At 66.7% G+C, this 14,040-nt stretch carries 1 protein-coding gene; it reads right to left on the reverse strand.

Features of this window, described 5'->3' with window-relative positions:
* Positions 1-3: 3 nt before the first annotated feature.
* A complete protein-coding gene (locus tag ACVWZP_RS08120) occupies positions 4-14,037 on the reverse strand; it encodes a non-ribosomal peptide synthase/polyketide synthase (protein WP_457369648.1) in 14,034 nt (4,677 codons plus the stop codon).
* Between the last annotated feature and the right edge of the window lie 3 nt (positions 14,038-14,040).

Consider the following 14,040-nt stretch of genomic DNA (forward strand, 5'->3'; position numbering starts at 1 on the left):
GGGTCAAATCGCCTCTAGTTCGCTCAAAAAGTCACGAAGGTCGTCGAAATCTTCCGCGCTGCCGGCGCGGAAGGTGGCAGCGGCCTGCACGTAGGCGCGCAGGGTTTCGGTCTGGAACACTTCCACCAGCGGCACTTCCAGGCCCAGTTCGGCCTGGACCCGCGAGGTGATCTGGATCGCCAGCAACGAGTGGCCGCCGACCTCGAAGAAGTTGTCGTTCAGGCCCACATGCGGCAGGCGCAGCACCTCGGCCCAGATCGCGGCGATCTGCTGTTCCAGCTCGGTTTCGGGGGCGACGTAGGCCTGTTGCATCAGGCTCGCGTCCGGCTCGGGCAGGCCCTTGCGGTCGAGTTTGCCGTTGGGGGTCAGCGGCATTTGCGCCAGGAACATGAAGTGCGCGGGCACCATGTAATCCGGCAGGCGGGTTTTCAGGGCGCGGCGCAGGGTGTCGCGCCACTCGGTGTGGTTGGCCAGGCTGGCATCTGCCGGCACCACGTAGGCCACCAGTTGCTTGCCGGTCGGGCCTTCCTGGGCCACCACCACGGTTTCGCCAACGCTGTCCTGCTCGCGCAGACGCGCTTCGATCTCGCCCAGCTCGATACGGAAACCGCGGATCTTCACCTGGTGGTCGACACGGCCGAGGTAATCCACCACGCCATCCGGGCGGCCACGGGTCAGGTCGCCGCTGCGGTACACGCGGCTGCCGGGTTTGCCGAACGGGTCGGGGACGAAGCGTTCGGCGGTGAGTGCCGGGCGTTCCAGATAACCGCGCGCCACGCCCTCGCCGCCCAGGTACAGCTCGCCAGCGACGCCGATGGGTTGCAGGTTGAGTTGGGCGTCGAGGATGTAGCCGCTGCGGTTGCCCAACAGCGTGCCGATCGGTGCATACACGGCGCCGCACGGATCGCCGCGACGTGCCTTCCACAGCAACGGCGTAACCACGGTTTCGGTCGGGCCGTAGCCGTTGAACAGATAAGTGGGTTTCAGCGCACGCCAGGCCAGGTCGTAGCTCGCTTGCGCCACCGCGTCACCGCCAAAGCAATACACGCGCACCTTCGGTGGGTTACCGTCGCGCTCGGCATGCTCGGCCAACTGTTGCAGGTACACCGGCGGGAACACGGCCATGGTCACGTTGTGACGGTGCATTTGCGCGTAGGTGTATTCCGGCAGCCACAGGCTGTCATCGCGGATCAGCACGCTCGCGCCGTTGATCAGCGGGTGCATCCAGCCTTCGTGGGAGCCGTCGAAAGCGAAGGACATAAAGTGCAATTCGCAATCGGCCGGGCCGGTTTCGTAGCGTTCGCCGGTGGCGATGATATGCGCCACCAGCGGGCCATGGGCCACCGCCACGCCCTTGGGCATGCCGGTGGAGCCGGAGGTGTAGATCACGTAGGCGAGGTTGTCGCCGTCGAGATCAACCGACGGCGCAGTGTCGCTGAAGCCGCTCCAGGTTTCGGTGCGGTCGATGGCCAGCGTATCCAGGCCTTCGGCAATCGGCAGTTGCTGCTGCACGGCGGTATGGGTCAACAGCAGCTTAGCGCGGCTGTCCTGCATCATGTACAGCAGGCGATCACGCGGGTATTCCACGTCCAGCGGCACATACACGCCGCCAGCTTTCAGCACCGCAAGGAACGCCACCATGATCTCGGCACTGCGCGGCATGGCAATCGCCACGCGCACTTCCGGGCCGACACCCCGGGCGATCAACGCGTGGGCCAACTGGTTGGCCTGGCGGTCCAGCTCGCCGTAGGTCAGGGTTTGTGTGTCGAACTTGATCGCGATCGCCTGCGGGTTTTCCCGCGCACGCTCGGCCACCAATTCATGTACCAGGCGCTGGGCCGGGAAGCCGGCGTCGGATTGATTCCACAACTGCAGGATGTGCCGCTGTTCATCCCCGTCCAGCAGGTTCAACTGGCCGAGGGTCTGCTGCGGATCGGCGACCATCGCCTGCAACAGGTTCTGCCAGTGGCCGGCCATGCGTGCGATGGTCGCCGGGGCGAACAGGTCGGTGGCGTAGCTCAGGGACGCACGCAACAGCGTCTGGCTTTCCTCGACGTCCAGCGCCAGGTCGAACTGGGCGACGCCTTCATCCCAACTCAGGACCTCGACGTCAAGCTCGGTGAGGCGCTGCCAATGGCTATCGACCGACGTCACGCGGTGGTTGAACAACACCTGGAACAGCGGGCTGAGGCTCAGGCTGCGCTCGGGCTGCAAGGCCTCCACCAACTGCTCGAACGGCAGGTCCTGATGGGCCTGGGCCTCAAGGGAGCGTTGACGCGTCTGGTGCAGCAAGTGCTCGACGCTCATCTGCCCGTGGATATCGGCCTTGAGCACCTGGGTGTTGACGAAGAAGCCGATCAGCCCTTCGGTTTCCAGGCGATTGCGGTTGGCAATCGGCACGCCGACGCGCACGTCCTCCTGACCGCTGTAGCGGTGCAGCAAGGCCTGGTACGACGCCAGCAACACCATCGGCAACGTCACCCCGGTGCGCTGCGCCAGGCTGCGCAAACCGGCGAGCAACGGCGCCGCCAGCTCAATACCCAGGCGCGCGCCACGGTGGCTTTGCAGCGCTGGGCGCGGGTAGTCGACCGGCAATTCCAGCACCGGTTGCACACCGCCCAGTTGCTCACGCCAGTAAGCCAGTTGACGCGCGGTCTCGCCGGCCTCCATCCATTGACGCTGCCACAGGGCGTAGTCGGCGTACTGGATCGGCAAGGCCGGCAGGTGCGGCGTGGTTCCCTGGCTGAACGCGGCGTAGAGCTGCACCAGTTCCTCGACCATCAGTTGCATCGACCAGCCATCCGAGACGATATGGTGCTGCACCAGCACCAGCACGTGGTCATCCTCAGCCAGGCGCAGCAACGTGACCCGCAGCAACGGCCCGCGCAGCAGGTCGAACGGACGCGCGACCTCGGCAGCGACCTGCGCCTTGAGCCCGGCTTCGTCGCTGTCGGCCTGGTCGACGTCGATCAGGCCCGATTCTTCAATCACTTGCCGTGTGCCGCTGGCGTCCTGATGCAGATGGGTGCGCAGGCTTTCGTGACGCGCCAGCAAGGTGTCGAAACTGCGTTGCAGCGCCGCCAGGTCCAGCGTGCCTTTCAGGCGCAGGGCGCTGGGGATGTGGTACGCAGCGCTGTGCGGGTCGAGTTGCCAGAGGAACCATTGGCGTTCCTGGGCATAGGACAGTGGCAACGGTTGGGTGCGGTCGGCCTTGAGCATCGCCGGCGCAACCACGCCCTCCTCGCCCAGCGCCGCGACGAAGTCACCCAGCGCCGGGTGTTCGAACAGGGTCTTGAGCGCCACTTCCAGCGCCAGCGCCTGGCGGACCCGCGACACCACGCGGGTGGCCAGCAGCGAATGCCCGCCCAGTTCGAAGAAGTGGTCGTCGAGGCCGACCTGAGGTACGCCCAGCACCTCGGCCCAGATCGCCGCCACCTGCTGTTGGCGCAGTGTGACGGGGGCGACATGGCCTTTGAGCAACAGGCTGGCGTCCACGCTGGGCAGAGCCTTGCGGTCGAGCTTGCCGTTGGGGGTCAAGGGCAAGCTGTCGAGGCACATCAGGTACGCCGGCACCATGTAGTCCGGCAAACGCTCGCGCAAGGCAGCTTGGTAGACCTGCGGCGTCTGTGGGGCGGAGGTCACCAGATAGGCGATCAAGCGGTCGTTGTCGGCCAGCACCACGGCTTCGCGCACGCCGGGGTGTTCGCGCAGGCAGGCTTCGATTTCGCCCAGTTCGATACGGAACCCGCGCACCTTGACCTGCTGGTCGACCCGGCCGATGTACTCCACCACGCCGTGGTCGCGGTAGCGCGCCAGGTCACCGGTACGGTACAGGCGTTCGCCCGGCGCGCCATAAGGGTTGGGCACGAAGCGTTCGGCGGTGAGCGCCGGCCGTGCGTGGTAACCCCGCGCCAGGCCGACACCGCCGATCAGCAGCTCACCGGCCGCGCCCAACGGGCATGGGCTGAGCCCGGCGTTGAGGATGAACAACGCGGTATTGGCAATCGGCCGCCCGACAAAAGGCTGCGGCGCCAACAGCCGATGGGCCGCCGACCAGATGGTGGTTTCCGTGGGGCCATACAGGTTCCACACCGGGCCTTGCAGATCGAGCAGACGCTGGGCCAGGTCGGCCGGCAGCGCTTCGCCGCCGCACAGTGCCTTGATGCCACGCAGCCGCTCGGCACGCGGGCTGTCCAGCAGCATGCGCCAGGTTGACGGCGTGGCTTGCAGCACGTTGGCGCGCTGGTGGTGCGCCAGGTCGATAATCGCCTCCGGGTCGAGGGCCAGGGCCTGCTCGCTCAGCAACACCGTGGCGCCAACCGTCAGCGGCACGTACAGCTCCAGGGCGAAGATGTCGAACGAGAACGTGGTCAGCGACAGCACCCGCGCCTCCCGGCCGATGTCCAGGCTGGTGGCCATGCCGCTGGTGAAGCTGCACAGCCCGCGGTGGCGCACCATCACGCCCTTGGGCTGGCCGGTGGAGCCGGAGGTGTAGATCACGTAGGCCAGGTGTTCCGGGCTGACGTCCACTTGCGGGTTGTGTTCGCCAGCGTCGCTGTCATCGACCAGCAGCACGTGCAGGCCTTGCGGTTGCGCCAGTCGGCCGATCAGCGCTGGCTGGGTCAGCAGCACCCGGGCACGGCTGTCTTCGAGCATGAACGCCAGGCGCTCCGCCGGGAACTGCGGGTCGAGCGGCACATAGGCGCCACCGGCCTTGAGGGTCGCCAGCAGGCCGACCGCCATGTCCAGGGAACGCTCCACATGCACCGCCACCAGCACGTCCGGGCCGACACCCGCCGCGATCAGGCGGTGGGCCAGGCGATTGGCGCGGCGGTTGAGTTCGGCATAACTCAAGGCGTCGTCGTTGAATTGCACAGCGATGGCGTCGGGCTGGGCCAGGGCCTGCGCTTCGAACAGCTGATGCACACAGCGCTCGCGGGGGTAATCAAAGGCCGTGTGGTTCCACGTTTCGAGCATCTGCCGCCACTGCGATGCGCTGAGCAGCGCCAGCTCGTCCAGGGGTTGGGAGGCATCGCGCACCACGGCGCGCAGCAGGTTCTGCCAATGCTCGGCCAAGCGCTCGATGGTCGCCGGTTCGAACAGGTCGGTGGCGTAGGTCAACGCAGCCCAGAGGCCATCGGCCGACTCCTCGGTTTCCAGGTTGAGGTCGAACTGGGTGCTGTGGCCGGTCCAATCCACCGCTTGCAGGTTCAGGCCAGGCAACTGCAGCGGGCCGGCGCGCAGGTTGTCCTGATGATTGAACATCACCTGGAACAACGGGTTATGGCTGAGGCTGCGCTCCGGTTGCAGCGCTTCCACCAGTTGTTCGAAGGGCAAGTCCTGATGGGCCTGGGCCTCCACCGCACGTTGCTTGACCTGGGCCAGCAAGCGGTCGAAGCCCATCTGCCCATGCAGCTCGGCCTGCAGCACCTGGGTGTTGACGAAGAAGCCGATCAGCCGCTCGGTTTCCAGGCGATTGCGGTTGGCGATCGGCACCCCGACACGGATCGCGGACTGGCCGCTGTAGCGAAACAGCAAGGTCTGGAATGCGGCGAGCAGCAGCATGAACAGGGTCACGTCCTGACGCTGGGCGAGGGCCTTGAGTTCGGCGACCAGCGCGGCGTCCAGATGCAGTTGTCGGCGCGCGCCGCGATGGCTTTGCAGCGCCGGACGCGGGTGGTCCAGGGGCAGCTCCAGCAGCGGATGTTCGCTGCCCAGGCGGGCGCACCAATAATCGAGTTGGCGCTGTTTCTCCCCGGCGGCCATCCACTCGCGTTGCCACTGGGCATAGTCGGCATAGTGCAGCGGCAATGCCGGCAACGGCGCCTGGCCCTGATACAGGGCCAGCAGTTCGTCGACCATCACCTGCATCGACCCACCATCGGAGATGATGTGGTGCTGGGTGATTACCAGCACGTGGTGCTCCGCTTCGACGTGCAGCAACGTGACGCGCATCAGCGGGCCGTTGACCAGGTCGAACGGGCGCTGGATCTCCTGCGCCACCGTTGCTTCGATCGCGGCTGCAGCGATGTGCTGATGCGCCAGTGCAATCGCCAGGTGGGGGTGGATCACCTGCCAGGTCTGCTCGCCCTCCTCCACGAAGGTGGTGCGCAGCGGTTCATGGCGCTGCACCAGGGCGTGGAAAGCGTGTTCCAGCGCAGCGATATCCAACGGGCCGCGCAGGTGCAGTGCGGCGGGGACGTGATAGGCGGCGCTGGTCGGGTCCAGTTGCCAGAGGAACCATTGGCGCTCCTGGGCGAACGACAACGCCAACGGCCCGTCACGCCCGGCCGCCTGCAGCGTCGGTGCCGTGTCGCCCTGCACGCCGGCGCACGCGGCCGCGAAGGCCTCCAGCGTCGGCTGCTCGAACAGCGCGCGCAACGGCACTTCCAGCTTGAGGTCATGGCGCACGCGGGAGATCACCTGGGTGGCCAGCAACGAATGGCCGCCGCGCTCGAAGAAATGGTCATCGAGCCCCACGCGCTCGACCTGCAACACCGCTTGCCAGATCGCTGCCAACCGGATCGCCAGCGGGCTGTGCGGGGCGCGGTGGGCCTGTCGGGGCTGGTTCAGGTCCGGCGCCGGCAGTGCGCGGCGGTCCAGCTTGCCGTTGTTGTTCAACGGCAAGGCATCGAGCACCACCCACTGCGCCGGCACCATGTAGTCGGGCAACGCACGGTGCAAGGTCGCCGCCAGCGCCTGGGTGTCCAGGCGCTGGCCCTGGGTCGGCACCACGTAGGCCACCAATTGCGCACCCACGGCGCCCGGCTGCGCGATGACTGCCGCCTCACGCACCTGCGGCAAGCCTTGCAGGCTGGCCTCGATTTCGCCGATTTCGATACGGAAACCGCGAATCTTCACCTGATGATCGATGCGCCCGACGTACTCCAACGCACCGGCCTGGTTGTAACGGGCCAGGTCGCCACTGCGGTAGAGCCGCGCCCCCGGCACGGCGGAAAACGGGTCCGGCAGGAAGCGCTCGGCCGTCAGCGCCGGGCGGTCGAAATAACGCTGGGCCAGGCCGTACTCGGCACCGATGCACAGCTCGCCGACGCCCTCGGTGGCCAACAGCTCGAACGCACTGTCGAGCACATACAGCGAACGGCCTTCGATGGCCTGGCCGATGGGCACGCCGAACGCGTCACTGGCATCCAGCAACTGGCAGTCATGCACGCTGGACACCACCGTGGCCTCGGTCGGCCCATAGGTGTTGACCAGCCGCACGTGGCCCAGGCCGGCGGCGTGCCAGGCGCGCAGGCCTTCCACCGACATGGCTTCGCCGCCCACATGCACCTGGCGCAAATTGCCCAGGGCGCGGTGTTCGACCGCACATTCCTTGGCCAGCAGGTACCAGTACGCCGCCGGCAAGTCAGCGAGGGTCACGCCCTGCTCGACGATTTCCCGCGCCAGTTGCCCGGCGTCCCACAGTTCATCGCCACGCATGATCAACGCAGCGCCTATACACAGCGGCGGGTAGCACTGCTCGACAAAGCCGTCGAAGCTGAACGTGGCGAACTGCAGTACACGGTCCGCTGCACACAGCCGGCTGTAGACCGCGGCGCTGTCGCAGAACTGGCCGAGGGCGGCGTGATCGATGGCCACGCCCTTGGGTTGGCCGGTGGAGCCGGAGGTGTAGATCACGTAGGCCAGGTCGGCGGCGCCCACGTGGCTGGGCGGATTGGCGCGCGGGTAAGCGGCCAACTCAGCGCCGGATGCGCTGAAGTCCACACGGATCAGACCTTGCGGCAGCGGCAGGTCGGCGAGCAGCCCGGTTTCGCTGAGCAGCAGGTCCACACGACTGTCCGCCAACATGTAGGCCAGGCGTTCGTTGGGGTATTTCGGGTCCAGCGGCACATAGGCGGCGCCGCTTTTAAGCACCGCCAGCAGGCTGACGATCAACTGCGGGCCACGTCGGCAGGCCAGGCCCACGCGCTGCCCAGGCCCCACGCCCAGCGCCAGCAGGCGATGGGCCAGGCGGTTGGCGTGGTCGTTGAGCTGGGCATAGCTCAAGCGCGCTTCGCCGGCCTGCACCGCCAGCGCATCCGGGGTGGCGGCGGCCTGGGCGGCAATGCGTTGATGCACGTGCAGCTCACGTAGGGCCGCGCCGGGTGCCCGGCCCAGGGCGAGCATGTCGCGCTGCGTGGTGGGGTCGAGCAGGCGCAAGTTGCCGAGCGGCGCCTGCGCATCGACGAGCAGTTGCACCAGCAGGTGCTGCAGGTTGGCGCTCAATCGCGCGACCTGATCGGCACTGAAACGCGCGCGGTCGTAGCTCCATTCCAGGCGCAGGTTCGCCCCCAGCTCAATCCCCAGGGTCAGCGGGTAGTGGGTGCGTTCATGGTTGTGCAGGCGGCCAAAGGTCAGGCCTGCGGGCGCGCCCTGTTTCAGGGCTTCGGCCACCGGGAAGTTTTCGAACACCAGCAAGGTGTCGAACAACGCGCCCTGCTGGCCCGCCCAGCCCTGGATGTCGTAGAGCGGCACATGTTCGTGATCGCGCAGGCTCAGGTTCAGCGCTTGCAGCTCGCTGAGCCAGCACGCGGCCGATTGGGCCGGCGCGGCCACGCTGACGAGCGGCAAGGTGTTGATAAACAGGCCCAGTTGCTGCTCGATCCCCGGCAGCGGCGCCGAACGCCCGGCGACGGTGGCACCGAACGCCACGCAATCCTGGCCGGTGTAGCGCTGCAGCAACAGGCTCCACGCCCCTTGCAGCAAGGTGTTGAGGGTGATTTTCTGGCGGCGGGCAAACTCGCCGAGCGCTTGGGTGAAGTCGCTGTCGAGCACCACCTGATGGTCGGCCATCCCTGTGGCGTGGGCCGGCACGCGCAGCGCCTCCGCCAGCAAGGTGGGCGCTTGCAACGGCGCCAGCGTGGCTTTCCAGAAGGCTTCGCCCGACCCTTGTTGCTGCAGCCAACCCAGGTAGTCGCGGAACTGTCCCTGCGGTGCCGGCACGGTATGGCCGGCATAGTGGGCGATGACTTCGCCCAGCAATTGGGCGTTGCTCCAGCCATCCATCAGGATGTGGTGGCTGGTGAAAATCAGCTGCCAGGTCGCGCCGGCACCGCGTACCAGCAACAGGCGAAACAGCGGCGCCGCGTCGAGCGCGAAGCCCTTGTCGCGCTCGGCTGCGGCGAGGGCCTCGACGTCGGCGTCGAGGTCTTCGATGACTTGCAACGGCAAGTCGACCTGCCGCTGGATCAACTGATGGGCACTGTCCAGGCCCAGCCAGTGGAAGCTGCTGCGCAGGATGTCATGCCGCTGCAGCGCGGCCTGCCAGGCGCGACCGAACGCCAAAAGATCGAGGCCGCCGATGTCCAGGCGCAACTGGTTGATATAGGCCTGGGCCTCGGGCTCGTAAAGGCTGTGGAACAGCATGCCCTGCTGCATCGGCGACAGCGGGTAGAGATCGGCAATGGCCGGTCCCGCGACGGGCAGCCCATCCAACTGGCGCTGGGTCAGACGCGCCAACGGGAAGTCCGACGGGGTGACCTGCCCTGCCGGCGTGGCACAACAATGCACGATCAGGGCCTTGAGTTCCGCCGTATAGTCATCCGCCAGGCGCTGGATCGTCGACGCCTCGAACATCTCACGGCTGAAGCCCCATTGCAGGGTCAATTCCCCACCGTACACCTGCCCTTCCAGCGTCAACCAGTTGGCCAGCGGCGCTTCGGGGTCCTGGGCCTGACCGCTGCCGCCAGTGGCGGGTACGAACAGTGCCGATTCGTTGAACTGGCGATCGAACTGGCCCAGGTAGTTGAAGGTAATGCGCGGCGCGGCAAGGCTTGATAGGGCTTCGCGGGCGTCCGGTGTGCCGAGGTAACGCAACAGGCCGTAGCCGATGCCTTTATCGGGCACGCCCCGCAGTTGCTCCTTGACCGACTTGATCGCATCCGCCAACCCGCCCTCGGCCTGCAGGCGCAGCGGGAACAGGCTGGTGAACCAACCGACGGTACGGCTCAGGTCGACATTGTCGAACAGGTCTTCACGGCCATGGCCTTCCAGCTGGATCAGCGCAGCCGTCTGGCCGCTCCACCGGCAGATCACCCGCACCAATGCGCTCAGCAGCAGGTCGTTGACCTGGGTGCGATAGGCGGCCGGGGCATCTTGCAGCAGTTGACGGGTGTGTTCGGCGTCAAGGCGGATTTCCAGCTTGGCGCCCAGGCGATTTTGCAGGCCGCCTTGCGGGTTGTCGCAAGGCAAATCGGCGTCGGCCGTCTGCGCCTGCCAGTACGCCAGTTGCGCGTTGAGGGTCTGTGCATGGGCCTGCAACTGCCTGGCCCACACTTGGTAGGCGCAGGTCTTGGCCGGCAGCGGCGCAGCGCCGTAAGCCTGTTGCAGGTCTTCGAGCAGGATGCGCCAGGACACGCCGTCCACCACTAGGTGATGGACCACCAGCAACAGGCGCTGGGTACCGTCGGCCATGCTCACCAGGGCGGCGCGCAGCAGCGGGCCTTGTTCAAGATCGAGGCTGCGCTGGGCCGCCTCGCAGAGTGCGGTCAGTTCTGTGTCGTCGCTGGCGTGGGATTGCCACAATCCGGGCGCGGCGATCGGCGCGGCATGGGTTTGCTGCCAGCCTTCGGCCTGCTCGACAAAGCGCAGGCGCAAAGCGTCGTGATGATTGATCACCTGGGTCAAGGCCGCGTCGAGACGCGCAGGTTCCAGGGCTTCACGCGGGATCAACAGCAACGACTGGTTCCAATGTTCGCGCACCGGGATGGCCTGGGCGAAGAAGCTCTGCTGCACCGGGGTCAGCATCACCTCACCGCTGACCGGGCCCTGGTCGACGCTCGCGGCCTGCTCGAAGGTCGCCACCAACGCCAGGCTGCGCACGCTCTGGTACTGGAACAGGTCGCGCGGGCTGAGGCGAATGCCTGCCTGGCGCGCGCGGCTGACCACTTGGATGGAGATGATCGAATCACCGCCCAGCTCGAAAAAATTGTCGTCCAGGCCGACCTGCGGGATGCCGAGCACATCGCCCCAGATTGCGGCCAGCGCCTGCTGCACGGGGCTTTGCGGGGCGCTATAGGCCTGCTGCGCGGCGGCGTCCGGCACTGGCAGCGCTTTGCGATCCAGCTTGCCGTTGGCGGTCACCGGCAATTGGTCCAGGTGCAGCATGTGGGTCGGCACCATGTACTCCGGCAGGCTGCCGAGCAGCCACGCCTTGAGGTCGGTGGGCGCTTCGCCTTCCAACACCAGGTAGGCCACCAGGTGCTTGCCGCCCTGCACCAGCACCACCGCCTCACGCACGCCGGGATGCTGCAGCAGGCGCGTCTCGATTTCGCCCAGTTCGATGCGCAGACCGCGCAGTTTGACCTGATGATCGAGACGGCCGAGGTACTCAATCACGCCGTCGGCCCGCTGGCGCACGCGGTCGCCAGTGCGGTACACACGTGCGCCGTCAGCGAACGGGCTGGGCACGAAACGCTCGGCGGTCAGGGCCGCACGCCGGTGGTAACTGCGCGCCAGGCCGCTGCCGCCCAGGTAGAGCTCGCCGGAGACGCCGGCCGGCACCGGGTTGAGCTGGGCGTCGAGCACGTAGGTATGGAGGTTGGCGATCGGGCGGCCGATGGGCACGCTGTCGGCGCCTTCATCGACACAGCTCCAGTGGGTCACGTCGATGGCCGCTTCGGTCGGGCCATAGAGGTTGAGCAGCGCGGCCTGTGGCAGTTTGGCGAACACTTGGCTCTGCGCATCCAACGGCAAGGCCTCGCCGCTGCAGACGATGCGCTTGAGGCCAGTGCAGGCCTGCACGCCCGGCTCATGGATAAACGCCTGGAGCATCGATGGCACGAAATGCACGGTGGTGATCGCGTGTCGGCCGATGGTCGCAATCAGGCGCGCCGGCTCGCGGTGTTCGCCAGGGGCCGCGACCACCAGGCGCGCACCGGTCATCAACGGCCAGAAGAACTCCCACACCGACACGTCGAAGCTGAACGGGGTTTTCTGCAGCACCGCATCGCTGGCCTCCAGCGTGTAGGCCTGTTGCATCCAGCACAGGCGGTTGACCAGCGCGCGATGGCTGTTGCCGGCGCCCTTGGGTTGGCCGGTGGAACCGGAGGTGTAGATCACGTAGGCGAGGTTCAGCCCGTGAATCGCCACGGCGGGGGCTTCGCAGCTGTAGCCGTCGAGCCACAGCGCGGGCGCGTCCAGGGCAATCACCTGGACAACCACGACCGGCAGCGACGGCAGCAGGCTTTGCTGGCTGAGCAGCAGCTGGATGCCGCTGTCTTCGATCATGTAGGCCAGGCGTTCCGGAGGATATTCGGGGTCGAGCGGGACATAGGCAGCACCGGCTTTGAGAATCCCCAGCAGGCCGACCACCATTTCGATCGAGCGCTCGATGCAAAGACCCACCAAGGCATCGGGGCCAACCCCCTGCTCGCGCAAGGCATGGGCCAGCTGGTTGGCGCGGGCGTCGAGCTGGGCGTAGGTCAGCGTGGTCGCACCGAACACCAGCGCCGGCGCATCCGGCGTGGCGCGCACCTGGTCTTCGATCAACTGATGAATGCCGCGCTCGCTCGGATAGGCCTGCGCGGTCTGGTTCCAGGCGCTCACCAGGACCTGCTGCTCATCGGCGGCGAGCATCGGCAACTCACCGACGCGCTGCTCGCCATCGGCGACCATGGCCTGCAACAGGCTGATCCAGTGCCGCGCCATGCGTGCGATGGATGGCGCGTCGAACAGGTCGTTGGCGTAGGTCAGCGCGGCATGCAGGGTGCCGGACTGTTCGCAGGTGTCGAGGGTCAGGTCGAACTGGGTGGTGCGGCCCTGCCACTCCACCGCGGCCAGCTCCAGGCCGGAGGCCGTGCGGATCGAGGCGATGTCGGCCACCACCGGCTGGTGGTTGTACATCACCTGGAACAACGGCGTATGGCTCAGGCTGCGCTCGACGTTCAGCGCTTCCACCAGGCGTTCGAAGGGCAAGTCCTGATGGGCCTGGGCGCCCAGGGCATGCTCCTTGATGGCGTGCAGCAGCTCGCTGACGCGGGTTTGCCCGGTCAGTTCGGTGCGCAGCACTTGGGTGTTGACGAAGAAACCGATCAGCCCTTCGACTTCGGTCCGGTTGCGGTTGGCGATCGGCACGCCGACGCGGATGTCGCCCTGGCCGGTGTAGCGATGCAGCAGCACATTGAACGCACCGAGCAGCAACATGAACAGCGTGACGTTGTGTGTTTGCGCACAGCTGCGCAGTTGCGCGGCCAGATCCGGATCGATCGCGAAGGTGTGGCGCGTGCCCCTGTAGCTGGGCATGGCCGGGCGTGGGCGGTCGCTGGGCAATTCCAGAACCGGATGCTCATCACCCAGCCGCGCTTGCCAGTATTCCAGCTGACGCGCCTGCTCCCCTGCTTCCAGCCAGCGGCGTTGCCACAGGGCATAGTCGCTGTACTGGATCGGCAGCGCCGGCAGTTGCGGCGCCTCGTTGCGCTCATGCGCGTCGTAGAAACGGATGAACTCGTCGATCAAGACGTTCATCGACCAGCCATCGGAGACGATGTGGTGCAGGGTCAGCAGCAGCACGTGTTCCTGCTCGTCGAGTTTCAACAGCTGCACGCGCAGCAGCGGACCGTGCTCCAGATCGAACGGCAGCAGCGACTGGCGGGTGGCCGCGGCGTTGACGGCCTGCTCGCGCTCGGCGGGGGCCAGGTCGCTCAGGTCGTGCTGCTCGATCGCCAGCGCCGGCTGTGCCGCCACCTGCGCCAGGCGCTCGTCGGCCTGGCGCTGGAACACCGTGCGCAGGGTTTCATGACGCTCGACCAGGCTGGCGAACGCCTGCTGCATCGCGCCAAGGTTCAGCGCGCCCTTGAGTCGCACGGCGCCCGGCAGGTTGTAGGCGCCGCTGGCCGGGTCCAACTGCCAGAGAAACCACATGCGTTGCTGTGCGTAGGACAGCGCATCGCGGTCCTCCACATCCACCCCGGCAGGAATCGGAAACCGCGAAAAATCCACCCCTTCCTTCTGCAACGCCTGGAGGAACAGCTGGCGTTTTTCCAGGGGCAACCCGATAAACCGGCGAGCAAGTTTCAAGGAGTCTTCAGCATTCATTTC

This window comes from Pseudomonas sp. TE36184 (genome assembly GCF_054060055.1).

Coding starts and splice junctions, on each gene's coding strand:
- ACVWZP_RS08120 (WP_457369648.1), bottom strand. CDS start 14,037: ATGAATGCTGAAGACTCCTTGAAACTTGCTCGCCGGTTTATCGGGTTG.